Genomic DNA, 26,291 nt, shown 5'->3' with positions numbered 1-26,291 from the left:
CCGCGGCAGGCAGGCCGTCGTCAGTCGGTCTGCCTGCCGCCGAGCCCGAAGGCATGGCGCAGGCTGCGGCCCCAGGCCTGGCGGCGGCGGCTGGATGGCGACGCCGGCGGATCAGCCGCAGGCATCAGCTGGCCGGCAATCAGCGCATCGCTGGGTTGGAGCTGGCTGAGCTGCTGGCGCAGCCCCTGGTTGCCCTCGAGCAGGCGCTGTTTCTGCTCCAGCAGCGGCTGCAGGCGGGTCTCGAACTTGCTTTCAAAAATCTGAGGCAGGTCGTCGAGCAGGGTCCGCATCGCGGCCAGTTCTTCCCGGCAGGCCGCCAGTTCCCGCTGCAGTGATTCCCGTTTCCAGGTCTGCTGATGGGGGGAGAACACCGAATCGGAAGCGTCAGCCCCACCCGGGGCACCATCCCACCATTGCGGCGGGGGAGGAATGGCGCCGGACTCGGGTCCAGCGGACGGGGACGGATCCGGTGCCATGGGCTCGACCCTAGGGGCAGCCTCCGGTCAGCACAACTCAGGCCGGCTGCCGCTCGACCTCGCCGGCTTCGCTCACCCCGGCGGGCACGCTGCGGGGAGGGGGCATCGGGCCCTCCTGCTTGACCGTGAGATAGCGGATCACATCCTCCGACAGCCGCATCGCTCGCTCCAGGGGTGCCACCTGCTGGCCGTCGCCGTCGTGGTTGAGCTGCACGTAGATGCCTTCCCGGTGCTTGGCGATCTGGTAGGCCAGGCGGCGCTTGCCCCGCATCTGGCAGTCGAGCACCTCGCCACCTGCCTCGATCACCAGGTCGCGGTAACGGGTGATATGACTCTCCACCTCCTCCTCCGGGATGTCCGGACGAAGGATGTACATGGTTTCGTAATAAGACTGCGTCATGGTCGCCTGGGGGAGGGGCCGATGGGGGCAAGGCCCATCAGCGACGGATCGACCAACTTATCCCAGCGCCGGCAGCTTCCACCGGCAACCAGCACCGGCAGCACGCCCACCCAGCTCTCAGTTGAGCTGCATGCGCACGGCCTGGGAGAGGCTGGGAATATCGGCCTCCTGACCGCGCAGGCTCTGCACCACCCCGAAGCTCACCAGCAGCAGGGCCGCCAGGAACACGGTGTTGCTGAGGGTGCGCACGGCGAAGCCGCCGGCCAGTGGGGCCAGCAATACGCTGAAGGCCAGGGTGAGCAGGATGAGCAGGATGTCGATGAGGATCGCCTGCAGCACGTTGAAGCGGATCAGGTAGGGCACCCGGTTGTTGCGCACCACCGCCAGGAACAGCACCAGGAACAGCACGAAGCCCCCGAAGGGCACCGCCTGTTGCAGCAGCAGCAGCGGCAGCGCCGGCAGGCTCAGCCATTGCAGGGCCGGGAACAGGCCGAACAGGCTGCGGCCGAAGCCCAGGGCATCGCTCCAGGGCAGCAGGTAGGCGAGGGCAGCCAGCAGGCGTTGCCAGATCGGAGGGCCTTGCATCGCTGCGGCAGTCACTGCGGTCAGGCTAGTGAGGGCAGCGGCCGCCCTCAGCCGGCCAGGGCCGCCGCCGCGGCGGCGCGCATGGCGGCCACAGGCACCGCGCTGCAGCCACTCCACAGGCGCAGGGCCGCGGCCCCCTGCTGCACCAGCATCTCCAGGCCGTCGAGGCTGCGGCAGCCCCGCTCGCCCGCGGCCCGCAGCAGCGCCGTGGGCCGCGGCGTGTAGATGAGGTCGTACACCGTGGCACCGGCCGGCAGGGCATCGAGCTGGCGGGGGCTCAGCGGGCAGTGCGCGGCGGCTTCCGGATCGCCGGCGGCGGCCATGCCCACCGGGGTGGTGTTCACCAGCAGGGCGGCCCCGGCCAGGGCGCCATCGAGCTGCGACCAGTCCAGCCCGCGCAGCTGTGGCGCCCAGCCGCGGCAGCCGGCCACGAATGCCGCCACGGCCTCGCTGCGGCGTGCGCTCACGGCAATGGCCCCCACACCCAGCTCCGCCAGGCCCGCCACCACGGCGCGGGCGCTGCCACCGCAGCCCAGCACCACCGCTCGCCGCTCGCTCCAGCTTTCCGGGCCGCCACGGCGCAGGGGGGCGAGGAAGCCCTCCACATCGGTGTTGGTGCCCAGCCAGCCGCCATCGGCATGGGGCACCAGGGTGTTCACCGCCCCCAGCCGGGCGGCCAGGGGACTCAGCTCCCGGCACAGCGTCGCCACCGACTGCTTGTGGGGGAGGGTCACGTTGAGGCCCCGGCAGCCCACGGCCGCCAGCCCCTCCACCACCACCGCCAGCTGCCCGGCCGGGGTTGGCAGGGCCACATACACCCAGTTGAGATCGAGAGCGGCCAGGGCTGCGTTGTGCATCACCGGCGAGAGCGAATGGCGCACCGGATCCCCCAGCACCCCCACCAGGGCCGTGGTGGCGGTGATCGGCGAACCCATGGCGGCGCGGCGCTGACGGCTGAACCGTAGGTCTCGGTACGGCAGCTGTTCGGGAACCACACCTCGCCCTGGAAGGGCCTCGCTGCTGAGGATGCACACATCAAATCTTCGGTTAACCAAGAGAGGACGGAATCCATGGGCAAGGTTGTTGGCATCGATCTCGGCACCACGAACAGCTGCGTGGCCGTGATGGAGGGCGGCAAGCCCACGGTGATCGCCAACGCCGAAGGGTTCCGCACGACCCCCTCGGTGGTGGCCTACACCAAGAACCAGGATCAGCTGGTGGGGCAGATCGCCAAGCGTCAGGCGGTGATGAACACGGAGAACACCTTCTATTCCGTGAAGCGCTTCATCGGCCGCCGGGTGGATGAGGTGAACGAGGAGTCGAAGGAAGTGAGCTATGGGGTGGAGAAATCCGGTGCCAATGTCAAGGTGAAGTGCCCGGTGCTCGGCAAGCAGTTCGCCCCCGAGGAGGTGAGCGCCCAGGTGCTGCGCAAGCTGGCCGAAGACGCCGGCAAGTACCTCGGTGAAACGGTGACCCAGGCGGTGATCACCGTGCCTGCCTACTTCAACGACTCCCAGCGCCAGGCCACCAAGGACGCCGGCAAGATCGCTGGCCTCGAGGTGCTGCGGATCATCAACGAGCCCACCGCCGCGGCCCTGGCCTACGGCCTGGATAAAAAGAGCAACGAGCGCATCCTGGTGTTTGACCTCGGTGGCGGCACCTTCGACGTGTCGGTGCTGGAGGTGGGCGACGGCGTGTTCGAGGTGCTCTCCACCTCCGGCGACACCCACCTGGGCGGTGACGACTTCGACAAGGTGATCGTCGACCATCTGGCCGACAGCTTCAAGGCCAACGAGGGCATCGATCTGCGTCAGGACAAGCAGGCTCTGCAGCGCCTCACCGAGGCCGCCGAGAAGGCCAAGATCGAGCTCTCCAGCGCCACCCAGAGCGAGATCAACCTGCCCTTCATCACGGCCACTCCCGAGGGTCCGAAGCACCTGGATCTCACCCTCACCCGGGCCAAGTTCGAAGAGCTCGCCTCCAGCCTGATCGACCGCTGCCGCGTGCCGGTGGAGCAGGCCCTCAAGGACGCCAAGCTCGCCTCCGCCGAGCTCGATGAAGTGGTGATGGTGGGTGGCTCCACCCGTATCCCGGCGGTGCTGGAGCTGGTGAAGCGCATCACCGGCAAGGACCCCAACCAGACCGTGAACCCCGATGAAGTGGTGGCCGTGGGCGCCGCCATCCAGGGCGGCGTGCTCGCCGGCGAGGTGAAGGACATCCTGCTTCTGGACGTCACGCCGCTGTCGCTGGGGGTGGAGACCCTGGGCGGCGTGATGACCAAGATGATCACCCGCAACACCACCGTCCCCACCAAGAAAACGGAGGTGTATTCCACCGCGGTGGATGGCCAGACCAACGTGGAGATCCACGTGCTCCAGGGTGAGCGCGAGATGGCCAGCGACAACAAGTCGCTGGGTACCTTCCGCCTCGATGGCATCCCCCCGGCTCCCCGCGGCGTGCCCCAGATCGAAGTGACCTTCGACATCGACGCCAACGGCATCCTCAGCGTGACCGCCAAGGACAAGGGCAGCGGCAAGGAGCAGAGCATCTCCATCACCGGTGCCTCCACCCTCAGCGAAAACGAGGTGGACAAGATGGTCAAGGACGCCGAGAGCAACGCTGCCGCCGACAAGGAGAAGCGCGAGCGCATCGACCTCAAGAACCAGGCCGAGACCCTCATCTACCAGTCTGAGAAGCAGCTCGGCGAACTGGGTGACAAGGTGGGCGCAGAGGACAAGGCCAAGGTGGAGACCTCCAGCGCCAAGCTCAAGGAGGCCCTGCAGAAGGAAGACTTCGACACCATCAAGAGCGAACTGGAAACCCTCCAGCAGGCCCTCTATGCCGCCGGTGCCGCCGTGTACCAGCAGGCGGCCGGTGCCGATGCCGCCGCTGCCGGAGCCCCCGGCGGCAGCGGCTCCGGGGCCGAGGCGGCCGGTGGAGCCGGTAGCGACGATGTGATCGACGCCGAATTCACCGAGAGCAAGTAAGCCGCCAGCGCCTGAGCCCCGAGCCCTTGCTGCTCCCCAGCCCCCGTCCGGGGGCTTTTTTCATGCTCCGACACCGGTCGTGATTCGGCTGGCCACCCATTCCGCCGTGGCCGGTGCGAGCAGCACACCGTTGCGGTAGTGGCCGCTGGCCACCACCAGGCCGGGCTCCAGCACCTCCAGCACCGGGGCGGGCTGCTGGCAGGGCCGGCAGCGCTGGCCCTGCCAGTGACGGGTCACGGTGGCGCTGCCGAGCCAGTCGAGCCCCGCCTCTCCCCAGCCGCGCAGATCGCTCAGGGCTTCGGGGTTGGGCCGGCAACCGGGTTCGAGGGTCGCCCCCAGCCAGAGCCGCCGCCCACCGGGCAGGTCGGGCCGCGGCACCAGGTTGATGCCGCGCCACGCCACCGCGCCGGGCCAGCCGCTGTCCGGGGCGCTCCAGGCGGGCTGGCCGTTGAGCTCCAGCTCGAGCGCCTGACCCAGCACCGGTTCCATGGGCAGGCTGTGACCCAGGCTTTCCAGCAGCGCTGCCGTGGCCACTCCGGTGCAGAGCACCAGCCAGGGCGCTTCCACGCTGCTGCCGGCGCTGCCGATCAGGCGCCAACCCCCGCCAGCCCCCTGCCCGGTGCGCTCCAGCCGGCTGGCGGCTTCAGGCAGGCAGGTGAGCCCCCCGGCGCGGGCGCTGGCCAGCAGGGCGGCCATGGCCTGGCCCGGATCGAGCTGGCCATCACCCGGGGAATGCAGGCCCCCCAGGGCGGCGGCCGGCAGCTGGGGCCGCAGTTCCCGCAGCCGCTCGGGTGACCACAGGCCGAGGGACACACCGCGGCGCTGGCGCTCGGCGGCGAGCCGCTGCTGGCGGGCCAGCTCGGCATCACCGGAGGCCAGCAGCAGCAGTCCCGCACGCCGGGCCACGGCATGGCCCTCGGCCTCGAGGGCGTCAAGCCACTGGGGCCAGAGGGCGTGGCTGCGCTGGCGCAGCCGCCAGCCCCGGCCGCTGGAACGATGGAACACCTGGGCCATCAGCACCCCGAGGGCGGCCCAGCTGCCGCCGCCGGCTGGTGGCGGCCCATCGATTGCGGGATCCACCAGCACCACGGGATGGCCGCGGCGCTGGAGCAGCCAGGCGCTGGCCAGTCCCACCAGGCCTGCCCCCAGCACGAGCACCGGGTCAGCCGGCTTGCCCGGCTCGCCTGGCGTCAGCGCAAGCCGGTGGCTCAGATCTGCTTGAGGTCTTCCTGCACCTGGGCGGGCAGGATCTGCGCGTACTTGCCGAAGCCGCTGGCCACCGAGATGTAGGTCTTGCGCAGGGCGTCGGCGTCCTGCAGGCGAGCGGCCTCATCGAGCTGGGCCAGGGAGCGCTTGAGCTGATCGGCCAGCCGCGTGGCTTCCGCCTGGTCGTCTGGCAGCAGGCGGCGGTTGATGTACAGCATGTGACGGCCCACTTCCTGCATCGGGCCGTGGATGAGGTTGCGGGTGAAGGTCCAGTCGCGCTGGTTCACCAGATCGGCCAGCTCGGGCAGGCGATCACGGGCGGCCAGGAAGCCCTCGGCCTGCCGTTCGATGTAGGTGATGTCCTCGGCGCTCAGGGTGGGTGGCTGGGCCTTGGCGCCGCCGCAGGCGGCGAGGCTGAAGCAGAGCACTGCCGCCAGGGCGACGGACAGCAGCCGGCGCAGCTGCTGCAGCAGGGTGGAGAGCTGCGTGGAAGGCAGCGGCGTGAAGACCTGGGCAGGGGCCATCGGCGGGGCGCAGCGGCAGTGGCAGGGGCTGACTGTATCGGTGCTCCGGGGCCCGGTTGCCGCGGTTGTCGCCGCTCGCAACCTCTTCCGCCGTGCGGCCTTAAAACGGTATGAGGATGCGATGGATGGATGCGGGAAGCTGTGCTGCCCCTGGCTGCCATCCGCCGGCCCCTGGAGCGCGTCCTCGATGAGGCCAAGGTGCGTGACCTGATGGAGGCCATCGCCGCCGAGGGCCAGAAGGAGCCCATCGACGTGCTGGAGGTGGAGGGGGAACTGTGGGGCTTCAACGGCTGCCACCGGGTGGCAGCCCATGAGCGTCTCGGCCTCACCACGATCCGCGCCCGGGTGCGGCGCGCCAACCGTCAGGTGCTACGCATGCACATGCTCTGAGTCCCTGCCGGCCCCTGCTGCGATGCCGCCTGCCACTGCCATCCTCCAGGTGATCTGCCCGGATCGCCCCGCCCTGGTGAGCGAACTGTCGGGCTGGGTGGCGGCCAATGGTGGCAACATCCGTCACGCCGATCACCACACCGACGCCGGTGCCGGCCTCTTCCTCAGCCGCATCGAATGGCAGCTGGAGCACTTCGGGCTGCCGCGGGCGGCCATCGCCCCGGCCGTGACCGCCCTGGCCGAGCGCCTCGGCGGTGAGGGCCAGGTGCATTTCTCCGACGAGCTGCCGCGGGTGGCGATCTTCGTGAGCCGCCAGGATCACTGCCTGGTGGACCTGCTCTGGCGCACCCGCGCCGGCGAGCTGCCGATGACCGTGCCGCTGGTGGTGTCGAACCATCCACAGCTGCAGGCCACCGCCGAGGATTTCGGGGCCACCTACGCGCATCTGCCGGTGAGTCCCGGCACCAAGGCGGAGGTGGAAGCCGAGCAGCTGCGGCTGCTGGCTGAGCACGGCATCGAGCTGGTGGTGCTGGCCAAATACATGCAGGTGCTGAGCGGCGATTTCCTCGAGCGTTTTCACGTTGCCGGCCGCGGCAGGGGCACCGCCGGCGCCTCGGGCCACGCGGTGATCAACATCCACCACTCGTTCCTGCCTGCCTTCCAGGGAGCCCAGCCCTACCACCGCGCCTGGGAGCGGGGGGTGAAACTGATCGGCGCCACGGCCCACTACGTGACCGAGGAGCTCGACGCCGGGCCGATCATCGAGCAGGCCACCGTGCACGTGAGCCACCGCGACGAGGTCGAAGACCTGATCCGCAAGGGCCGTGATACCGAGCGCCTGGCCCTGGCCCGGGCCCTGCGCCTGCACCTGCGCCGGCAGGTGATGGTGTATCGCGGCCGCACGGCGGTGTTTGATTGAGGCTCAGCCCAGGGCCGCCCCGGTTTGATCCGCCGCCAGGGCCTCCTGCCGGTGCCGGAGCAGCGTGCTCTCCGGCAAGCCTCCCTCCAGGTGCCGCCAGGGCAGCACCCGCTCGCCGCTCCAGGTGGCGTGGACCACCTCCTCCCAGGGGGGGGGGGGCGGCGGCAGAGGAGTGTCCGCGGTGCGGGACGGTGCGGGATCGTGCTCGCCCGCCAGCACGGCGCGGTAGGCCTGTTTCCAGCCCCCCAGGCTCTCGTGGCGGCCGCGGGCGGCGGCGATCACCGGGGCCAGGCGTCGGTCGCTGCGCGACAGCAGGGCCTGGATCACGCTCCAGCCGTAGCTCTCGGGGCGCAGCTCGATGCCCTTGGGCTTGAGGCGCTTGGCCAGAAGCTTGAGGCGCTTGTCGGCCTCGGGGCGCACCCCCTGCCACTGGAACGGCGTGTGGGCCTTGGGCACGAAGGTGCTCACGCCCAGGCTCAGCCGCAGGCCGGGGGTGGCCTTCTTGAGGGCCAGCAGGAGCGCGGCGGTGGCCTCCACATCGGCCTCCTCTTCCGTGGGCAGGCCCACCATGCCGTAGAGCTTCAGGCCCGTGAGGCCTCCCTCCTTGGCGTAGCGGGCGGCGGCGTAGATCTCTTCGGTGGCGAGCTTCTTGTTCACCACCTGGCGCATGCGCTCGCTGCCGCTCTCGATGGCGATCGTGAGCGATTTGCTGCCCCGCTTGGCCAGGATCCGGCCCAGCTCGGGGGTCACCGTGGCGGCCCGCACGGAGCTCACGCTGACGCGAGTGCCGTCGAAGCGATCCTGATCCAGCCAGGCCAGCAGGTCGGCGAACTGGGGGTGCTGGGTCACCGAGGCCCCCAGCAGACCCAGGCGGTGGGTGGCGGTGAGGCCCTTGTCCACCGCCGGGATCAGGCCGTCGTCGAGCGAAGGGGTGCGAAACGGCAGGGTGAGATAGCTGGCCAGGCAGAAGCGGCACAGCTCCGGACAGCTGCGCGCCACCTCCACCATGTGGATTGAGGGCCAGGCCGCATCCGGGGTGATCACCGCCGAGTGGCTGAGGGTGTTGCCGCGCCAGGTCTGCTTGGCCACGGTGGCCGGGATGCCGGACTCGCTGGGTTCAACGCCGAGCAGTCCGCCATCGGCGTCGTAGCGGGGGGCATAGAGGCTGGGCACGTAGACCCCTGGCAGCTGGGCCAGCTGGCCCAGGCGCTCGGCGCGGGGGGCGCCGCGGCCTGCCTGCAGGGCATCGATGAAGGCGGGCAGCAGCAGCTCGCCATCGCCCAGCAGCACCACATCAAAAAAGGGCGCCAGGGGCTCGGGGTTGGCGGTGAGCACCGGGCCGCCGCCGAATACGATCGGGTCGGCGTCGCCGCGCTCGTGGGTCCAGATCGGAATGCGCTGCTGCTCGAGCAGATCCAGCAGCACCGGGCCGTCCAGTTCCCAGCTCAGCGACAGCCCGAACAGGTCGCAGTCACGGTGCGGCGGATCGCCCTGGTCGGTGAACAGGCGCCGCACATCCACGTCGGCCCGCTGGGCGAGCGTGGCCCACACCACCTGATAGCCCAGGCTGGTGATCCCCACCGAGTAGGTGCTGGGGAAGGCCAGCACAGTCCGCAGCGCCCCGGCCTGGGGCTGGGCCGGCTCAAACAGCAGGGTTTCCTGGTTCAGGGGAGTGGGAGGGGACGGCTGTCCCTCCAGCGTCTCACCCGGCTGCCGGGTTGGGGGCCTACTGGCCGACCAGGGCGGAGAGCGGGCCCAGAAGGCCGCCGATGGCGCTCCCGGCCTCATCCAGCGTGGGCTTCTCGGCGCCGAAGGTCTCGAGCACCGTGTTCGCCGCCGCCTCGATCGCCGGCCACTTGTCACCGGCAACGGGACGGATGATCGGCGCCGCGTTGGACCAGAGCGTCTGGAACCCGCTCATCGAGGCCACGGCCCCGGTGAGGTTGCCCGCCTCCGCCTGGCTCTGGCCCTGACGCAGCAGATCCAGCACCGGATTGACGGTGGGAGTGAGGGCGGCCTGGGTCGTGGTTGTGGCGGCGTCGTCAACCCGCTGGCCCATCTGGGCGCAGCCGCTGAGGGTGAGGCCTCCGGCCACCGTCAGGGCCAGGCCGGCCGTAATCAGCCGGCCCGCCCGCCGTCGTGCCTGTTGAAGTGCAGCCATGGATGCCTCCGGCTCAAGGGTGAATTGCGGTAGTCATGGTCACAGTGGCCAGTCCCGATCGCTTCACGACAAAGTGGCTTCGTAACAGAGGGGCGTCGAGTCGAATAGGGGGGCGTTGAAAAAAACCGCAGTGCGCCGGGGCTGGAAACCAGGCCCGGCTCCACTTCAGGAGGGGCTTCCCCCGGGGCCGGCCCGCCGGCCGGCAGCCTCGCCGAGCCGGGGCCGCAGCGGCACCGAGCTGGGCGCTGGCGTGGGCGTGGGGGGCTCGCCCGCCCAGCCCTGGTGGCCCGGAGGCGCCAGTTCGATCAGCCGCTCGAACAGCGACTCGCTGGCCAGCAGCCGCGCCACCAGGATGCTGCCCAGGCAGGCACTGAGCACCGGCTTGAGCAGCAGCCACTGCTTGCTCAGGGCGAACACCAGGAACAGGGCCGTGATCGGTGTGCGGGCGGTGGCGGTGAGAAAGGCCCCCATACCGGCGAACACGGCGGTGTTGGGGGCCTGGATGCCCACCAGCTCCACCAGTTGCACCGCCACCAGCCCGAGGGCGCCGCCGAGGCTGAGCATGGGCGCGAACAGGCCCCCCGGCGCTCCCACCGCCGCGGCCAGGGCGGTGGTGATGAACAGCACCACGGTGACGCTGATGGCCATGGTCACGTCCACCTCACCGCTGGCCACCGCCAGGCGCACGCCGGCGTTGTTGATGAAGATCTCCGGCAGGAAGGCATCCATCAGGCCCAGCAGGGCGCCGGCAACGCAGAGCTTCAGGGCCAGGGAACTGCGCCAGCGGTTGCTGAGCCGCTGCAGGCTGAGCAGAAAGCGGCAGTAGGCCTCGCCCACCAGGGCCACAAGCCCGCCCAGGCCGAACAGCAGGATCAGATCAATGGGCAGTACCTGCACGTACACGAAGATCGTGCGCTTGAGCTGCAGTTCGCCGCTCACGATCAGCCGGGTGCTGTCCACCCCCAGGCCGGCCAGCCCCAGCAGATCGGCCCAGATGTCGGTCCAGAAGGTGAGCGTCAGCACGATCAGCATCACCACCGGCCGGCCGCCGCGCAGCAGCGCCTCCAGCGTGTAGAAGAAGCCGGCGATCGGGGCGCTGAACACGGCGGTGATGCCGGCGCCCCCGCCGGCGGCCACCAGCAGGCGCACGAACGGCCGCGGCGCCTTGAGCAGCCGTCCCAGGCTCCAGCCCATGGAGCTGCCCATCTGGATGGCGGGGCCGGAGGGGCCGAGGGGAAAGCCGCTGCCGATGGCCAGGATGCCGGCCACCAGCTTCACCACGGCGATGCGCAGGCCGATCGGCACTCCCCGCTTGCGCAGAAACAGCATCACCTGGGTGATGCCGGCCCCCGACGCCGCCGGCGCCAGGGTCTGGATCAGCAGACCGGCGAGCAGGCCGCCGCCGGCGCCGATGCCGGGGAGCACCAGCCAGTGCGGGGCCCGCTCCAGGCTGCGGATGCGCCAGCTGCCCAGGGCGTCGATGCCGAGGGTGAACAGCAGCACGGTGCTGGCCACTGCCAGGCCCGTGAGCGCCAGGCCCAGCACCACCACCACACCGCGCTGCTCGAGCAGCTGACGAATGGCCCGCAGTTGCAGCCATTCGTCGTGCCGGGTTGAGGCGCCGGCCTTGCTGATCACTCCCGGCTCAACTCACTTCGGCCAGCATGCGGGCCTCCTCCTCGGTGCTGAGCACCCGGCCCTGGTCTTCGAAGCCCTCGATCTGATCGAAGTTGAGGTAGCGGTAGAGCTGGTCGCCGTAGGGATCGATCTTCTCGGCGGCGATGGCCAGATACTCCTGCTTGCTGGGGATGCGGCCGAGCTGGGCGCACACCGCCGCCAGTTCGGCGCTGCCCAGATACACCTGGGCACCGTTGCCGAGGCGGTTGTTGAAGTTGCGGGTGCTGGTGGAGAACACGGTGGTGTTGTCCTCCACCCGCGCCTGGTTGCCCATGCACAGGGAGCAGCCGGGCATCTCCATGCGGGCGCCGGTGGCCTCGAAGATGGCGTAGTAGCCCTCCTCCTTGAGCGTCTCCTCGTCCATGCGGGTGGGCGGACAGACCCACAGGCGGGCGGCGTTCTCGCCCTGGTCCTTGAGCACGGTGGCGGCGGCCCGGTAGTGGCCGATGTTGGTCATGCAGGAGCCGATGAACACCTCATCGATCCGCGCGCCGGCCACCTCGCTGAGGGTCTTGACGTTGTCGGGGTCGTTGGGACAGGCCAGGATCGGCTCGGTGATCGCATCGAGGTTGATCTCGATGATCTCGGCGTACTCGGCGTCGGCGTCGGCTTCCATCAGCACCGGATCTGCCAGCCAGGCTTCCATCGCCTGGATGCGGCGGGCCATGGTGCGGGCATCGCCATAACCGCGCGCGATCATGTTCCTGAGCAGCGCCACGTTGCTGCGCAGGTATTCACTCATGGTGTCGACCGAGAGCTTGATGGTGCTGCCGGCACAGGAGCGCTCCGCCGTGGCGTCCGTCAGTTCAAACGCCTGCTCCAGCTTGAGATCGGGAAGCCCCTCGATCTCCATGATGCGGCCGTTGAACACGTTCTGCTTGCCCTCCTTGGCCACCGTGAGCAGGCCCTTCTGGATGGCCACCCAGGGGATGGCGTTGACCACATCGCGCAGGGTGACGCCGGGTTGCAGGGAACCGCTGAAGCGCACGAGCACCGATTCGGGCATGTCCAGCGGCATGGCGCCGATGGCGGCGGCGAAGGCCACCAGCCCCGAACCGCCCGGGAAGGAGATGCCCAGGGGGAAGCGGGTGTGGCTGTCGCCGCCGGTTCCCACCGTGTCGGGCAGCAGCATGCGGTTGAGCCAGCTGTGGATGATGCCGTCGCCGGGGCGCAGGGCCACGCCGCCCCGCGAGGCCATGAAGTCGGGCAGCTCGGCGTGGGTCTTGAGGTCCACCGGCTTGGGGTAGGCGGCGGTGTGGCAGAAGCTCTGCATCACCAGATCGGCGGAAAAGCCCAGGCAGGCCAGCTCCTTCATCTCGTCGCGGGTCATCGGCCCGGTGGTGTCCTGGCTGCCCACGGTGGTCATCAGCGGTTCGCAGCTGGTGCCGGGGCGCACGCCGGCCAGGCCACAGGCCTTGCCCACCATCTTCTGGGCCAGGGTGTACCCCTTGCCGGTGTCGGCCGGCGGGGTGGGCCGGATGAACAGATCGGAGGCGGGCAGGTCCAACTGGGCGCGCACTTTGTCCGTGAGGGCGCGGCCGATCATCAGGGGAATGCGGCCGCCGGCCCGCACTTCATCGGCGATGGTGCTGGGCTTGAGCTCGAAGCGGGCCACGATCGTGCCGGCGTCGGGCTCCCCGGCGGCGCGCTCGATCGTGCCGGCGGTGGGGCGGATCGTGATCACATCGCCGCTGCTGAGGGCCGTGACGTCGCACTCGATCGGCAGGGCGCCGGAATCCTCGGCGGTGTTGAAGAAGATCGGGGCGATCTTGCCCCCCAGGATCACACCGCCGCCGCGCTTGTTGGGCACGTGGGGGATGTCGGTGCCGATGTGCCAGAGCACCGAGTTGATGGCGGATTTGCGCGAGCTGCCGGTGCCCACCACGTCGCCCACGTAGGCCAGCGGGTGGCCCTTGCCCTTGAGCTCGGCGATCAGCTCCAGGCCACCGGGCATGCGGGTTTCCAGCATCGCCATGGCGTGCAGGGGGATGTCAGGCCGGGTGGTGGCGTGGGTGGCGGGTGAGAGGTCGTCGGTGTTGGTCTCGCCCTCCACCTTGAACACGGTCACGGTGATCTCCTCGGCCAGCTCGGGGCGAGCCGTGAACCACTCGGCGGCCGACCAGCTGTCCACCACCCGGCGGGCCCAGGGGTTGGACTCAGCCAGCTCGAGCACGTCGTGGTAGGCGTCGTACACCAGCACGGTGCCGCTCAGCCCGGCCGCAGCCGCCTCGGCGATGGCGGGTTCGGGGCTGTCCAGCAGCTCGATCAGCGCCCCCACGTTGTAGCCCCCGATCATGGTGGCCAGCAGCCGCACCGCCTCCAGCGCGCTCACCAGGGGGCTGGTGGCTTCCCCCTTGGCCACCGCCAGCAACCAGCTGGCCTTCACGTAGGCCGCCTCGTCCACCCCGGGGGGGATGCGTTCGCTCAGCAGATGCTTCAGAAAAGCCTCCTCGCCGGCCGGGGGCGCCGCCAGCAGCTCGGTGAGGGCGGCGGTCTGCTCGGCGGTGAGCGGCAGGGCCGGAACTCCCAGGACCTCGCGTTCGGCCGCGGCGGCGCGGTAGTCGGCGAGGGCTGTGGTGGCGTTCATCGCGGATCGTTGCACGTTGCCCCCATTGTTCTCGGCCGCGGCCCAGGTTGTTGGTGGCGATCGCTGCCATCACCCCATCCCACCGAGTGCAACGGGGCAGAGTGGGAAGCAGATGGCACCCTGACTAGGCTGATGGGCTGAGCGCGGCAGCCAAGGCAGCCTGTTTCCCATGCACGCCACCACCAGCGATCTCCATGTGGTGGAGACGCGGCCCCTGGTGCCGCCCGCCCTGCTGCGCCGCGACCTGCCGATCAGCGGCCGTGCCGCCGACACCGTGCAGCAGACCCGCCTGCGCATCCAGGACATCCTGCACGGCCGCGACGAGCGCCTGCTGGTGATCGTGGGCCCCTGTTCGGTGCACGACGTGGCGGCGGCCAAGGAGTACGCCGGCTTCATCGCCGAGGCCCGCCAGCGCCACGCGGCCGAACTCGAGGTGGTGATGCGCGTGTACTTCGAGAAGCCACGCACCACCGTGGGCTGGAAGGGCCTGATCAACGACCCCCACCTCGATGGCAGTTACGACATCAACACCGGGCTGCGGCTGGCCCGCTCGCTGCTGCTGCACGTGTCGGAACTGGGCCTGCCGGCGGCCACCGAACTGCTGGATCCGGTGGTGCCCCAGTACATCGCCGACCTGATCAGCTGGACGGCCATCGGCGCCCGCACCACCGAGAGCCAGACCCACCGGGAAATGGCCTCGGGCCTGTCGATGCCGATCGGCTTCAAGAACGGCACCGACGGCAGCATCGCCACGGCCGTGAATGCCGTGGAGGCCGCGGCCCGGCCCCACCACTTCCTCGGAATCAACAGCGACGGCCACGCCTCGATCGTGACCACCACTGGCAATCCCGATGGCCATCTGGTGCTGCGCGGCGGCAAGCACGGCTCCAACTACCACCCCGAAGCGATCGAACAGGCGGCTAGCGATCTGGCGGCGGCGGGCTTGCCCAGCCGCGTGATGGTGGACTGCAGCCACGGCAATTCCAACAAGGACTTCCGCCGCCAGGCGGAGGTGGCGGACCAGGTGGCACGGCAGGTGCGAGCCGGCTCACGCCATGTGATGGGGGTGATGCTCGAGAGTCACCTGGTGGCCGGCAACCAGAAGCTTGCCGCCGACCTCAGCCAGCTCGCCTACGGCCAGAGCATCACCGATGCCTGCATCGATCTGGCCACCACGGCTGAGGTGCTGGCTGTGCTGGCCGATGCGGTGCGCGTCACCGCCGGCAGCATGGCCCTGACGGTATGAGCCTCTTGCACTCGAGTGCTTCGAGTGCCAATCAACGAAGACGACAACTTCCTGCAACGAACTGTTCTTTCTGAACAGCATTCTTGTGGGGTCTTCATAGGGTCATCGCACATCAATCCAAGGTGCGTGATGAGTTATCTCCTGCAGTTCTGTGGTCTTTCGGATCCCTTGCAGTTGTTCTATCTCGAGCAGAGCGAGGGCCCGGCCTTCGCCGGTTTCCGGCCCGTTCAGCTCGATCGACTGCTGGGCTGGGCCCAGGCCATCGGCCGGCAGCGGCACTGGGATCTGGAGGTGATCCACCAGGCCGTGATCGAGGCCTGGATGGAGCGGGCCGACGTGATCCGCCAATGGCAGCTGCGGCTGCACCACGAGCCGCACGACCGGCTGCTGGTGGCCGGTCTGGGCACCCCCCACGACTGGGAGCGGCGCTGCGAGCAGCTGCTGCGGGCCTAGGGCCGGTGGCTGGTGGTTCAGCTGAACTGCTGCCAGAGCCAGGCCACCCCCAGCGGCACGCTGAGGTTGTCGATGCCGCCGATGGCCACCTGCTCCAGCAGGGTGGCGGCGGCGGCGATGGCCACCAGGGACGGCCAGGGGGGGGCTGCCAGGCCGGGGCCAAGCGCCATCAGGGCCAGGCGCAGCAGCACCAGCATCAGCAGGCTGGCGCCGGCCATCACGGCTGTGCCCACCAGGGAGCGGCGCTGGCCCAGCACGTGCCAGCTGGGGCTGGCCACCAGAGGCCCCACCAGGCCCGCGAGACCGTCGCCCAGGGCCATCACCAGCACCCCGGCCGCCACCGGGGCCGGCTGTTGGGGCCAGTACTGCCAGAGCAGCAGGGTGATCGAGGCGCCATAGGCCACGGTGCCGTAACTGGGGCGGCCCACGTCTTCCACTGCCGGCAGCAGCCGCAGCCGATGGTTGAGGGCCGCCACCACGGTGATGGCCGCGGCGGCCGGCAGGGCGAGCAGGCGGTCGATACCGGTTGCCCAGGCGATCGGCACCACAGCGCCGCTGCCGATGTGCACCAGCTTGCGGCTCCATTCCCGCCGGGCCGGGCTGTCGGCGCCGTTCCAGCGCCGCCGCACGGCCACAGCCGCAGCTGCCAGCAACGCCAGCCACGTGGCCACCGCCGCCACCCCGATGGCTTGCTGGGGCCAGTTCAGCCCGGGCCCTGTCAACGCCGCAACCAGAAGCCCGTCAGGCCACTTTGTGCACGTTACTGAGCAGCCGCAGCTTCATGATCGCCTTGGCCTCCAGCTGCCGCACCCGCTCCCGCGACACGTTGATCAGGCGCCCGATCTCGGCCAGGGTGAGGGGCTCGCTGCCCTCCAGGCCGAAGCGCAGCTTGATGATCGTCTGCTCGCGCTCGTTGAGCTGGGACAGCCAGGCCCCCAGGTGCTCCTTCTGCAGATGGCGATCCATCGCATCGAAGTGCTGATTGCTGGCCGGATCGGCGATCAGTTCGCCCAGGGTGCTGCGGTCCTCGTCGCCGCGGGCATGGGCATCGAGGGAGGTGCAGGGAGCGGTCTGGGAGATCAGTTCCTCCAGTTCCTGGAGCTTCATGCCGAGGGCGTGGGCCAGTTCCAGGCGGTTGGGCTGGCGGCCGAGGCGGTGGGAGAGTTCCCGTGTCACCCGCCGCATCTTCGAGAGCTTCTCGCTCACGTGGATCGGCAGGCGGATGGTGCGGGCGCTGTTGTCGATCGCCCGGGTCATGCCCTGGCGGATCCACCAGTAGGCGTAGGTGGAAAACTTGTAGCCCATGGCCGGATCGAACTTGTCGACCGCCCGCTCCAGGCCGATGGCACCCTCTTGCACCAGGTCGAGCAGCTCAAGGCCCTGGTGCTGGTATTTCTTGGCCACGCTCACCACCAGGCGCAGGTTGGCGGACATCATCCGCTCGCGGGCCCGGTGGGCCATGCGCAGCTGGCGGCGGTGCTGGGGAGTGAGCTGCTCGGCCGGCTGCTGCAGCAACAGTTTGCCCGCCTGAACGTGGTGGGCCAGCTCAATTTCCTCGGCCGGCGTGAGCAGCGGCACGCGGCCGATGTTGCTCAGATACCAGCCGATGGAATCGGCGTTGATGCGCGTGCTGGGCCTGGATGCACCACGCGTAGCGCTTGTTCTGGATCTGGCTGTGCTGGAAGGCTTCGCGGCGCTGTTGGACGAAACGCCAGAAGCGGATTGCTCAGGCGTCCCCACACCCTTGCCTCCCGAAATCAATTGTGCGCGGAATGTAGCACCCCTCGATGGTTACAGGAGGCGGATCTTGAACGGTTTCCGGATCGGTGATCGTCTGTGATTCAGTGGCGCCAGCTATGTGGTACTGGCTGGACATCAGTTTGGTGTCAACGGATGCCAACCGCCGCCGCAGTTGCCCCCTCAGCCTGCATCAACCAACCCGCCGCGCCAGCGGTCCATCAGCTCCTGCTGGACCAGCTGTGGCTCGCCCTCCTGCAGCGGCTGGCTGAACTGCCCGTCCGGACCCATGTGCCAGGCGCCGGTGTCGTTGAAGTAGACATCCAGCAGGCCCTCGAGCTGCCGGCGCAGGTCTGGATCATCGATCGGCGCCACCGCCTCCACGCGTCGGTCGAGGTTGCGCGGCATCCAGTCGGCGCTGCCCAGGAAGATTTCCGGCTCGCCGGCGTTGCCGAACCAGAACATCCGGGAGTGCTCAAGGAAGCGGCCAATCACGCTCACCACGCGGATGTGGTCGCTGATGCCCTCCAGAGCTGGCCTCAGGCAGCACATGCCCCGCACCACGAGGTCGATCTGCACACCGGCCTGGGAGGCCTGATAGAGCAGGGCGATGATCGCCGGATCCACCAGGGCGTTCATCTTGGCGCGGATGTGGCCGCCACGGCCGGCCTGGGCGTGGCTGATCTCACGGCGGATGAGATCCTCCATGCCTTTGCGCAGCGTTACCGGGGCCACCAGCAGACGCCGGAAACTCTGCTGTTTGGAGAAGCCGGTGAGGTAGTTGAACAGCTCCACCAGATCGGCGCCGAATTCGGGACGGGCCGTGAGCAGGCCCAGGTCGGTGTAGAGGCTGGAGGTTTTGGAGTTGTAGTTGCCGGTGCCGATGTGCACATAGCTGTTCAGCCCCCGTTTCTCGCGGCGGATCACCAGCAGGATCTTGGTGTGGGTCTTGAGCCCGATCACCCCATACACCACATGCACGCCTGAACTCTCCAGTTGGCGGGCCCACTGGATGTTGTTGTCCTCATCGAAACGGGCCTTGAGCTCCACCAGGGCCATCACCTGCTTGCCGTTCTCGGCTGCCCGGATCAGGGCTGCCACCACCGGGGAATCCTTGGAGGTGCGGTAGAGCGTCATCTTGATCGCCAGCACCGAGGGGTCGTCGGCGGCCTGGTTGAGAAATTCCTCCACCGAGGCGGCGAACAGGTCGTAGGGGTGGTGCAGCAGCACATCGCCGCGGCGGATCACCGAAAAAATGCTCTCGAACTCCTCCTCCTTGATCGAGCCATCCTGGAGCTGGCTCTTCTGGGTGCGCGCCAGGGCGGGCGGGGTGCGGCCCTTGAAGGGCTGGTCCTTGAGGCGGGCCAGGGGCACGCCCAGCAGGCCCATGAGGTCGTCGAGACCGAGAGGGCCATTGATCCGATAGACGTCATCGACTTCCACATCGGCCCCCTCCATCAGCTGCTGGAGCACTGATTCGGGCATCTCATCGGTGACCTCCAGGCGCAACACCTCACCGCCGCGACGGCGCTTGCGCAGGCCCGCCTCAAGGGCCTCCATCAGGTCGTCGGCCTCGAGATCCCGCAGCTCCAGGTCGGCGTCGCGGGTGACGCGGAAGAAGTAGTGCCCCTCCACGCTCATGCCGGGGAACAGCAGGCTGAGGTTGAAGGCCACCACCTGCTCCAGCGGCACGGCCGTGAACACCGGATCCGGACTCCGGCCGCTGAGCCTGGGCGGGATGGGCAGGAAGCGGGGCAGGATCTTCTGGGGCACCTTCACCCGCGCGAACTGCTGCCGGCCGCTGTCGGGGTCGCGCACCAGCACCGCCACATTGAGGCTGAGGTTGCTGATGTAGGGGAAGGGATGGGAGGGGTCCACCGCCAGCGGTGTGAGCACCGGGAACACGGCGTTGCGGAAGTAGTCGTCCACCCACTGCCGCTGATCCTCCTGGAGGTTGGCGTAATCGATCAGGTGAACGCCCTGGTCAGCCAGCTGACCCTTGAGCGAATGACGGTAGTGCTGCTGCTGCAGGTCGAGCAGGGGCCGCAGTTTGTGCTGGATCGCCTCCAGCTGCTGCTGCGGGGTGAGGCCGTCGTCGCTGAGGGTGGAGACGCCGGCCTCCAGCTGGCTCTTCAGGGAGGCCACCCTCACCATGAAGAACTCGTCGAGGTTGTTGCTGAAGATGGCGCTGAACTTGGCCTGCTCCAGCAGCGGCGTGTGCTCGTCGAGCGCCTGGGCCAGCACCCGGTAGTTGAAGTCGATCCAGCTGAGCTCCCTGTTGATGTAGAGCTCGGGGGAGACCTTGGGGGCGGCTTTACTCATGGATCGACCGTAGCAATCACGGGCGCTGTGTCCGGTGCCCCGCTTGCTTGACGCCGTGTGAACCCGCTGTGGGCTCAGGGGGCGGCGCCCATGCGCCGGGCGCCGCCGGCCACCATGGCCGCCACCCACAGCAGCAGGCTGAGGCCCAGCCAGAAGGGGCTGGTGCGTCCCAGGGTTTCGTAGGCCAGCCCGGCCAGCGCCGGACCGATGAAGCTGCCCAGGCTCTGCAGGCCCTGCAGGCTGCCCAGGGCCGCTCCCTGGCCGCTGGAATCAAGGCGGCGCGACACCTGGGAGCGCAGGCAGGGGGTGACCAGACCCGTGCCCAGGGCCAGGATCGCCACCGCCGGAAACACCACGGCGCGGGAGGTCTCGGCCGTGGCCAGCAGGATCAGGGCGCAGCCGCTGATCACGAAGCCGATCCCTGCCAGGGTGAGGCGCCACTCGCCGAAGCGCGTCACCAGTGGACCGATCAGGCCCCCCTGCACCACCGTGGCCACCACCCCCACCACGACGAAGGCGGCACCCGCCAGGCCAGGCCCCCAGCCGAACTGCTGCTTGAAGTAAAGAATCAGCACGGCGGCGAAGCCGTTGAAGGCCAGGAAGAACAGGAAGAAGGCCGCGCACAGCCGCCGCACCTGGGGATTGCTGAACACCCGGGCCAGCTGGGTGAAGGGCTGCAGCTCCCGCTTGCGCGGCAGTGGGATGCGGGCATCGATCGGATGGGTTTCAGGCAGCAGCGTGAGCACCAGCACCAGATTCAGCAGGGCGATGGCCACGGCCACCAACACCGGCAGGTTCACGTGCACCCGCCCCAGCACGCCCCCCAGGGCCGGGCCGAGGATAAAGCCGAGCCCGAAGGCCACCCCGATCAGCCCGAAGGCCCGGGCCCGCTGCTCCGGCGGCGAGATGTCCGCCAGCACGGCGCCGGCGGTGGCGGCGGTGCCACCGCTCACACCATCGATCAGCCTGGCCACGAACAGCAGCGCCAGGGGCAGGCTGGACCCGGCGGCCCAGGGCAGGCTCTGCCAGTCGGTGGTGATCGTGAGGGCGAACAGGCCAATGCCCAGCACCGAGCCGGCCACGCACACCGAGATCACCGGTCGGCGGCCGAAGCGATCACTGAGGGCCCCGATCAAGGGGGTGACCGCGAACTGGGCCAAGGCATAGCTGCCGGTGAGCAGGCCCAGCACGCGCCCGTCGCCGGTGAAGCCGGCCAGCAGGAAGGGCAGCAGGGGAAAGATCAGCGTTTCGCTCAGGCGGTCGTTGAGCAGCGTGAGAAACGCGCAGAGGAGGGCGGAGCGGCGCGACTGACCTTGGGCCAGGGTCAGGGACTGGCGGTTCAACGGGCCACAAGCACACGGTGGCGGTGGTCGGAGGCGACGCAGCGGATGTCCGTGAAGCCCACCTGCCGGAGAGCGGCCTCCATGTCGAGGGCGAAGTACTCGGCCAGATAGGGCTCGGTGCTCTTGAGCAGGGTGGCCAGGGGGGCTGGCATGGCACGGATGGTGGGTGACTGCGGATCCTGATCCACCATCGCCAGCACCCCGCCGGGGCGCAGCAGCCTGGCGGCCTCGCGCAGCACCGCGGCGATGGCCTCGGCCGGCAATTCGTGGCACACGAACTGCAGGGTGATCAGATCGACGCTGGCCGGCGGCAGGCCGGTGGCCTCGGCCGCGGCGTGGTGCCAGGCGTGGATGCGGTGTTGGTGATCGCGCACCGTCGCCACCGCCAGCATCTGGGGGGAGAGGTCGAGCCCGCTGACGCGCACGGGGTGGCCCTGGCGGGCCTCGATCCAGGTTTTGAGCAGCAGGGTGCTGATGCCCACCGAACAGCCCACATCGAGCGCATCCCGCACCGGGCTGGTGAGGCTGGGCGCGATCGCCGCGAAGATCGCTTCGCGCATGCGCGCCTCGGCGGCTTCGGGCGTGAGCGGTTCGTTCTTCCACACCCGCAGCGCCACTGAAGCGGTGGCCTGCTCCGCCTCGCAGGCCGCCTGCCAGCAGAGATTGCCCTGGTTGTAGGCGTGGAAGCGGGCCCGGTAGTAGTGGGGGGTGGTGGTGGCCGGGTTGGTGCAGGCGGCCAGCAGCGGTTCGGCCTGGCGGCGCAGCTCGTCGCGGCGGGCACGCCAGGGGATGCCCCGCTGCTCGGCAGTGCGGATCATCATGCTGCGGGCCTGCTGAAACAGCAGCTGGCGCAGGGGCTCCACCGCCAGCACGGCCGAGATCAGTCGCCCCAGCGGGGTGCTGTCGTCGGCCCAGTTGGGCGGGGCCAGGGTGGCGTCCGGCGCCGCGGAGCTGGTGCCGGCGGTTGGCATGGTCAGGCGCTGACTGGGGGGGAGAGGGCATCATCGCCGCCACCCCCCTTGCCTGGAGAGCCGGAGCCGTCGACCATGCTGGAGGCACGCCGCGGATGGGTTTGCAGTGCCGGAGCTGAGCCATCTCAACGCCGCCGGCGAGGCGCACATGGTGGAGGTGGGGGATCGCCCGGCCAGCAGGCGTGAGGCCGAGGCCGAGGGCCTGATCGCCATGGCGCCGCAGACGCTGGCCCTGGTGCGTTCTGGTGGGGCCCCCAAGGGGGACGTGCTGGCGGTGGCCCGGGTGGCGGCGATCCAGGCCGCCAAGCGCACCTGGGAGCTGATCCCCCTCTGCCACCCGATCGCGCTCACGGGTGTGGAGGTGGCGATCCATCCCGCCGCCGATGGCAGTGGTCTGCGGCTCTGGGCCCAGGCCCGCACCACCGGTCCGACGGGGGTGGAGATGGAGGCGCTCACCGCCGTGCAGGTGGGGCTGCTCACCCTCTACGACATGCTCAAGGCCGTGGACCCGGCCATGACCATCGGGCCGGTGCGGGTGCTGCGCAAGAGCGGCGGCCGCCAGGGTGACTGGCGCCACCCCGATGGCTGACACCACCTCCCAGGAGCCCTACGGCCGCGAAGGTCTGCCGCTCGATCAGGCCCTGACCCGCATCCTCGAGACGCTGCAGCCGCTGGGGGTGAGTGAAGAGCTGCCGCTGGCCTCCTGTGCCGGCCGCGTCACCGCTGCGGCGGTGCCTGCCGCGACGGCGGTGCCGGGCTTTCGGGCCTCGATCATGGACGGCTACGCCATCGCCGGTGCGGGGGGGCCTCGGCCGGGAGATCGCTGGTGGCTGGTGGGCCGTTCGGCGGCGGGCGAGCCGTTCGCGGGCGCTCTCGAGCCCGGCCAGGCGGTGCGCATCCTCACCGGGGCCGTGGTGCCGGAGGGCAGTGGGCGGGTGCTGCCCCAGGAGCTGGTGCGCGCCCTGGAGGAGGCCGACGGCGTGGCGATCGAGCTGGTGGGCGCCTGCGGCCCCAACCCCTGGATCCGCGGGCCCGAGGAGGAGGCCGCCGCGGGCCAGGAGCTGGTGGTGGCGGGCCAGCGGCTGGGGGTGGCGGAGCTGGGTCGGCTGGCCAGCTGTGGTGTGGAGCGCTTGGCGGTGTGGCGGCGGCCGCGGTTGGGGCTGCTGATCAGCGGCGATGAACTCCTGCTGCCGGGCCTGCCGCGGGCCCCAGGCCTGATCTGGGAGAGCAATTCCACCCTGCTGGCCGCCCTGCTGGAGCGGCTCGGCTTCGGGGTGGCGCAGCGGAGGGTGGTGGCCGATCAGCCGGAAGCGCTGCGCCAGGCCCTGCTGGAGCTGGCCGGTTGCTGCGATGTGGTGGTGAGCACCGGCGGCGTGTCGTCCGGCGACAGCGACTGGATCCGCGCTCTGGTGGCGGAACTGGGGCAGGTGGGCTTCTGGAAGCTGTTTCTCAAGCCGGGCCGGCCCTTTGCCTATGGACATCTGGAGCAGGGGGAGCGGCGGCTGCCGTTTTTCGGGCTGCCGGGCAACCCGGTGGCGGCGGCGATCACGGCGCTGCAGCTGCTCTGGCCGGCGCTGCAGCGGCTGGAGGGGACTGAGCCGGTGCCGCTGCCGCGCCTGAAGGTGCGGCTGGAGGAGGCGCTGCGTCGCGGTGCGGGCCGGCCTGAACTGGCCCGGGCCCAGCTGGTGGTGGCTGCCGATGGGGCGCTGCTGGCCCGGGTGAGCGGCTCCCAGGCCTCCTCGCGCATCGGCTCGCTGCACCGGGCCGACCTGCTGCTGGAGATCCCCGCCGAGCTGGGCGCGCTCGACGCCGGCACCGAGCTCTGGGCCCAGTTGCTGCGGCTGCCGATCTTCTGAGTGGTGTCTCCCTCTGGCGTTCAGAGCCTGGCGTTCAGAGCGGCGTGTTGCCCCCCAGCCAGTGGCCGCTGCCATCCGCCAGCCACTCCCGCTTCCAGAAGGGCGCCTCGTGCTTGAGGGCTTCCAGCAGCTCCTGGCAGCAGCGCTGGGCGGGGCCACGGCGGTCGGCGGCCACGGCCACCAGCACGATCGGATCGCCCGGCAGCACCCGGCCGATCCGGTGCCGCACCAGCACGGCGGCCACTTCGGGGGGGCTGGCCGCCGCGGCCGCCAGCCGCTGCAGCTGGGTTTCGGTCATGCCGGGGTAGTGCTCGAGCTCCAGGGCGGCCAGGGGCTGGCCGGCGCTGGTGTGGGGCCGCACCCGGCCCACGAAGCTGCTCTCGGCGGCCGGCAGGCCGCCCAGGCGGGAGCACACCAGGCTCTGCCAGCCCTCGAGAGCCCCCAGTGGCTGGAAGGGCCCGGGGTCCAGCTCGATCGTGAGCAGCGGCGCGGCCATGGGCACTGGGGGGTCAGCCGCCGCTGATCGGTGGCAGGAAGGCCAGCTCATCGCCGCCGGCCAGGGGTGAGTCCCAGCGGGCGAAGCGCTGGTTGATCGCCACGCGGATGGTGGCGGCGGGATCGGCGGGCTCCAGCCCCAACTGGCCCCACACCGTGGTGGGGGTGGCGCCGCGGGTCGCGGCGAGCTGGCGTTCCCGCCAGCCGGCCCGCTCGCGCAGGGCGGCGAACAGCAGCACGCGCAGCTCCGGGGTGTGGCCCATGGCTCGTGGAGGTGGCGGTGCCGATCGCCCCCACAATGGCTGCAGCGGCGGCGGAGCGGTGGGACTGACGGTGGCGTTGCTCACGGTGTCGGACACGCGCACCTTGGCCGATGACACCAGCGGCGCTGCCCTGCAGGCGCGGCTGGAGGCGGCCGGCCATGGGCTGGCGGAGCGATTGATCGTGCCCGACGACCGCTATCGCATCCGGGCGGAGGTGAGCCGCTGGATTGCCGATCCGGTGGTGCAGGTGGTGATCAGCAGCGGCGGCACCGGCCTCACCGGCCGCGACGGCACACCCGAGGCGGTGGCCCCTCTGCTGGACAAGACGATCGAGGGGTTCGGCGAGCTGTTCCGGGTGCTCTCCTTCGACACGATCGGCACCAGCAGCCTGCAGAGCCGCTGCCTGGCCGGGGTGGCCAACGGCACGGTGATCTTCGTGCTGCCCGGTTCGCTGGACGCGGTGGAAACCGCCTGGGACCGCCTGATCCGCGCCCAGCTCGACGCCACCACCCGCCCCTGCAACCTGGTGGCGCTGCTGCCGCGGCTGGGCGAGCCTGCCGATCAGCCGGCGGGGCAGGGCTGATCAAGGGCATCTGCCGTGGCTGCTCAAGCCAGGCGGTGGCTACGTCTCTCCGAGCACCGCGGCGAGATCATGGAGAGTCCTTCGGCCGGGTCGTGAGCGCTTCCAAATAGGCTTTCCTCGTGAGATGCTCAATGACACCGGGCAGCACCTTGCTGAGGGCGACGCGCACCCGACCCCCGAAAGGCGCAACGACAATGCCCTTGTTCTTTTCGATCTGTCGTAACGCATAGTCGATGAACTTGTGGACAGGGTAGGGCGGCCCACCCACTTGAGTGAGGTACGACCTGATGTCGGGGCGCCACGACGCACCGAGATCGCGGGAAATATCCGTCTCGAGAAGCGGAGTTTCGATGGCCATCGGACACAGAACATTCAGTTGAATGCCGTGCTCGGCCGCCTCGAATCTCAGCGCACTGCTCAAGCCGACGACGGCGTGCTTGCTCATGGAGTAAGGCGCCAGTAGGGGCAATCCCAGAAGGCCAGCGGCCGAGGCCGTGTTGACGATGATGCCACCACCTTGCGCTTTCATGTGAGGGAAGGCAGCCATGATGCCGTGGATTACGCCACGAATATTCACGTCGATCGAACGGTTGAAGTGAGCCAGATTCAACTCGCGAATGTCACCTCCAACACCAATGCCAGCATTGTTGAATACCGCATCGATGCGGCCATGCACACGTGCGACTTCATCGATGTGCGCTGCCATGGAGTCCGCGTCGGTGACATCCAGTGCCAGGGACTCCGCGTCACCGCCGATCTCGCTGGCGGCTTCAGTTGCGGAGTCGCCGTTGACATCGCTCAGCCAGACCCTGGCGCCCCGTTGCGCGAGCCCTGCGCCCAAGGCTTTGCCGATGCCCGAACCGCCACCTGTGATCACGACGCTCTTGTTCTGCCAGAAGGTCATCGACTATCCCTCTTCCATTCGCATAAGTATGCGCCATCAGGATTCAGCACGTCAGCATGCGTGAGAAAGTGCCAGTTGTTAGGGAGGCTCTGGAAAACCCGCGCCATCCGCGCGAAAATACCTCTGCAATCGCTGGTACGCACTGGGATGATGGGCAGCAAGCAGCTCGGATTCGGTGACTACGAGCAGGCCACCGCCAAGAAGCG

At 69.5% G+C, this 26,291-nt stretch carries 26 protein-coding genes; 8 read left to right on the top strand and 18 right to left on the bottom strand.

Going from position 1 to position 26,291, the window contains the following annotated elements; all coding sequences use genetic code 11:
* Positions 1–20: 20 nt before the first annotated feature.
* The 4 genes from KBY96_RS02730 to KBY96_RS02715 form a co-directional block, all read right to left on the bottom strand.
* A complete protein-coding gene (locus KBY96_RS02730) occupies positions 21–371 on the bottom strand; it encodes a hypothetical protein (protein WP_254977687.1) in 351 nt (116 codons plus the stop codon).
* A gap of 142 nt (positions 372–513) precedes the next feature.
* A complete protein-coding gene (gene rpsF, locus KBY96_RS02725; protein ID WP_254977686.1) occupies positions 514–876 on the bottom strand; it encodes a 30S ribosomal protein S6 in 363 nt (120 codons plus the stop codon).
* Positions 877–993: 117 nt separating this feature from the next.
* Positions 994–1,461, bottom strand: coding sequence for a Tic20 family protein (locus KBY96_RS02720; protein ID WP_254977685.1), 468 nt, complete (start codon positions 1,459–1,461; stop codon positions 994–996).
* A 47-nt stretch (positions 1,462–1,508) separates the two neighbouring features.
* Positions 1,509–2,396, bottom strand: coding sequence for a shikimate dehydrogenase (locus KBY96_RS02715; RefSeq protein WP_254977684.1), 888 nt, complete (start codon positions 2,394–2,396; stop codon positions 1,509–1,511).
* Positions 2,397–2,531: 135 nt separating this feature from the next.
* Here KBY96_RS02715 and dnaK point away from each other — a divergent pair, with 135 nt between their 5' ends.
* Entirely contained in the window at positions 2,532–4,448 is a 1,917-nt protein-coding gene (dnaK, locus tag KBY96_RS02710; RefSeq protein WP_254977683.1) for a molecular chaperone DnaK, read from the top strand.
* 60 nt (positions 4,449–4,508) lie between these two features.
* Here dnaK and KBY96_RS02705 read toward each other — a convergent pair whose 3' ends face one another.
* Positions 4,509–5,606 carry an FAD-binding oxidoreductase gene (locus tag KBY96_RS02705; RefSeq protein ID WP_254977682.1) on the bottom strand — a complete coding sequence of 366 codons (1,098 nt, stop codon included), beginning with the start codon at positions 5,604–5,606 and terminating at the stop codon, positions 4,509–4,511.
* Positions 5,607–5,656: 50 nt separating this feature from the next.
* Positions 5,657–6,178, bottom strand: a complete 522-nt coding sequence (gene psbQ, locus KBY96_RS02700) for a photosystem II protein PsbQ (protein ID WP_396122231.1) — start codon at positions 6,176–6,178, stop codon at positions 5,657–5,659.
* A 129-nt stretch (positions 6,179–6,307) separates the two neighbouring features.
* Between psbQ and KBY96_RS02695 the strand changes: the two genes are divergently transcribed.
* Together KBY96_RS02695 and purU are read left to right on the top strand one after the other, a co-directional pair.
* The gene (locus tag KBY96_RS02695) at positions 6,308–6,568 is read left to right on the top strand and encodes a sulfiredoxin (protein ID WP_254977681.1); all 261 of its coding nucleotides are present in this window, start codon (positions 6,308–6,310) and stop codon (positions 6,566–6,568) included.
* Positions 6,569–6,590: 22 nt separating this feature from the next.
* A complete protein-coding gene (gene purU, locus KBY96_RS02690; RefSeq protein ID WP_254977680.1) occupies positions 6,591–7,487 on the top strand; it encodes a formyltetrahydrofolate deformylase in 897 nt (298 codons plus the stop codon).
* A gap of 3 nt (positions 7,488–7,490) precedes the next feature.
* Here the strand turns inward: purU and KBY96_RS02685 are convergent, their stop codons facing one another.
* The 4 genes from KBY96_RS02685 to acnB all read right to left on the bottom strand — a co-directional run bounded on the left by KBY96_RS02685 (position 7,491) and on the right by acnB (position 13,912).
* Positions 7,491–9,095 carry a radical SAM protein gene (locus tag KBY96_RS02685; RefSeq protein WP_254977890.1) on the bottom strand — a complete coding sequence of 535 codons (1,605 nt, stop codon included), beginning with the start codon at positions 9,093–9,095 and terminating at the stop codon, positions 7,491–7,493.
* A gap of 118 nt (positions 9,096–9,213) precedes the next feature.
* Complete coding sequence (locus tag KBY96_RS02680) at positions 9,214–9,648, bottom strand: hypothetical protein (protein ID WP_254977679.1); 435 nt, start codon at positions 9,646–9,648, stop codon at positions 9,214–9,216.
* 165 nt (positions 9,649–9,813) lie between these two features.
* Positions 9,814–11,286, bottom strand: a complete 1,473-nt coding sequence (locus KBY96_RS02675; RefSeq protein ID WP_254977678.1) for a chloride channel protein — start codon at positions 11,284–11,286, stop codon at positions 9,814–9,816.
* 7 nt (positions 11,287–11,293) lie between these two features.
* Positions 11,294–13,912 carry a bifunctional aconitate hydratase 2/2-methylisocitrate dehydratase gene (gene acnB / locus KBY96_RS02670; RefSeq protein ID WP_254977677.1) on the bottom strand — a complete coding sequence of 873 codons (2,619 nt, stop codon included), beginning with the start codon at positions 13,910–13,912 and terminating at the stop codon, positions 11,294–11,296.
* Between the two features lie 169 nt (positions 13,913–14,081).
* On the opposite strand from acnB, the gene KBY96_RS02665 reads away from it, so the two are divergent.
* Together KBY96_RS02665 and KBY96_RS02660 are read left to right on the top strand one after the other, a co-directional pair.
* On the top strand, positions 14,082–15,158 hold the full coding sequence (locus tag KBY96_RS02665; protein WP_254977676.1) for a 3-deoxy-7-phosphoheptulonate synthase: 1,077 nt from the start codon (positions 14,082–14,084) through the stop codon (positions 15,156–15,158).
* A 129-nt stretch (positions 15,159–15,287) separates the two neighbouring features.
* The gene (locus KBY96_RS02660) at positions 15,288–15,611 is read left to right on the top strand and encodes a hypothetical protein (RefSeq protein WP_254977675.1); all 324 of its coding nucleotides are present in this window, start codon (positions 15,288–15,290) and stop codon (positions 15,609–15,611) included.
* Positions 15,612–15,628: 17 nt separating this feature from the next.
* On the opposite strand, the gene KBY96_RS02655 is transcribed toward KBY96_RS02660, so the two are convergent.
* From KBY96_RS02655 to KBY96_RS02635, 5 genes are all read right to left on the bottom strand, one after another.
* Complete coding sequence (locus KBY96_RS02655) at positions 15,629–16,282, bottom strand: diacylglycerol/polyprenol kinase family protein (protein WP_254977674.1); 654 nt, start codon at positions 16,280–16,282, stop codon at positions 15,629–15,631.
* A 70-nt stretch (positions 16,283–16,352) separates the two neighbouring features.
* Positions 16,353–17,351 (bottom strand): sigma-70 family RNA polymerase sigma factor, encoded by a 999-nt coding sequence (locus tag KBY96_RS02650; protein ID WP_254977673.1) that lies wholly within the window; start codon positions 17,349–17,351, stop codon positions 16,353–16,355.
* 180 nt (positions 17,352–17,531) lie between these two features.
* A complete protein-coding gene (ppk1, locus tag KBY96_RS02645) occupies positions 17,532–19,670 on the bottom strand; it encodes a polyphosphate kinase 1 (protein WP_254977672.1) in 2,139 nt (712 codons plus the stop codon).
* 74 nt (positions 19,671–19,744) lie between these two features.
* A complete protein-coding gene (locus KBY96_RS02640; protein ID WP_254977671.1) occupies positions 19,745–21,013 on the bottom strand; it encodes an MFS transporter in 1,269 nt (422 codons plus the stop codon).
* Entirely contained in the window at positions 21,010–21,984 is a 975-nt protein-coding gene (locus tag KBY96_RS02635; protein ID WP_254977670.1) for a class I SAM-dependent methyltransferase, read from the bottom strand. Before KBY96_RS02635 ends, KBY96_RS02640 begins: the two co-directional genes overlap by 4 nt.
* Before the next feature lie 106 nt (positions 21,985–22,090).
* Between KBY96_RS02635 and moaC the strand changes: the two genes are divergently transcribed.
* Both moaC and KBY96_RS02625 read left to right on the top strand, forming a co-directional pair.
* On the top strand, positions 22,091–22,573 hold the full coding sequence (gene moaC / locus KBY96_RS02630) for a cyclic pyranopterin monophosphate synthase MoaC (protein ID WP_254977669.1): 483 nt from the start codon (positions 22,091–22,093) through the stop codon (positions 22,571–22,573).
* The gene (locus KBY96_RS02625) at positions 22,566–23,840 is read left to right on the top strand and encodes a molybdopterin molybdotransferase MoeA (protein ID WP_254977668.1); all 1,275 of its coding nucleotides are present in this window, start codon (positions 22,566–22,568) and stop codon (positions 23,838–23,840) included. The genes moaC and KBY96_RS02625 overlap by 8 nt, the downstream gene beginning before the upstream one ends.
* A gap of 34 nt (positions 23,841–23,874) precedes the next feature.
* On the opposite strand, the gene KBY96_RS02620 is transcribed toward KBY96_RS02625, so the two are convergent.
* Entirely contained in the window at positions 23,875–24,336 is a 462-nt protein-coding gene (locus tag KBY96_RS02620; protein WP_254977667.1) for a molybdenum cofactor biosynthesis protein MoaE, read from the bottom strand.
* A 13-nt stretch (positions 24,337–24,349) separates the two neighbouring features.
* Positions 24,350–24,598, bottom strand: coding sequence for a MoaD/ThiS family protein (locus KBY96_RS02615; RefSeq protein WP_254977666.1), 249 nt, complete (start codon positions 24,596–24,598; stop codon positions 24,350–24,352).
* Between the two features lie 58 nt (positions 24,599–24,656).
* On the opposite strand from KBY96_RS02615, the gene moaB reads away from it, so the two are divergent.
* A complete protein-coding gene (moaB, locus tag KBY96_RS02610; RefSeq protein ID WP_254977889.1) occupies positions 24,657–25,181 on the top strand; it encodes a molybdenum cofactor biosynthesis protein B in 525 nt (174 codons plus the stop codon).
* 67 nt (positions 25,182–25,248) lie between these two features.
* Here moaB and KBY96_RS02605 read toward each other — a convergent pair whose 3' ends face one another.
* Positions 25,249–26,085 (bottom strand): SDR family oxidoreductase, encoded by an 837-nt coding sequence (locus KBY96_RS02605; RefSeq protein WP_254977665.1) that lies wholly within the window; start codon positions 26,083–26,085, stop codon positions 25,249–25,251.
* Positions 26,086–26,291: the final 206 nt, after the last annotated feature.

It is taken from the genome of Cyanobium sp. ATX 6A2 (assembly GCF_024346355.1).
Lineage (GTDB): Bacteria > Cyanobacteriota > Cyanobacteriia > PCC-6307 > Cyanobiaceae > NIES-981.
Note: the sequence above shows the minus strand (reverse complement) of the source record. Positions and strands in the feature narration are given on the sequence as shown.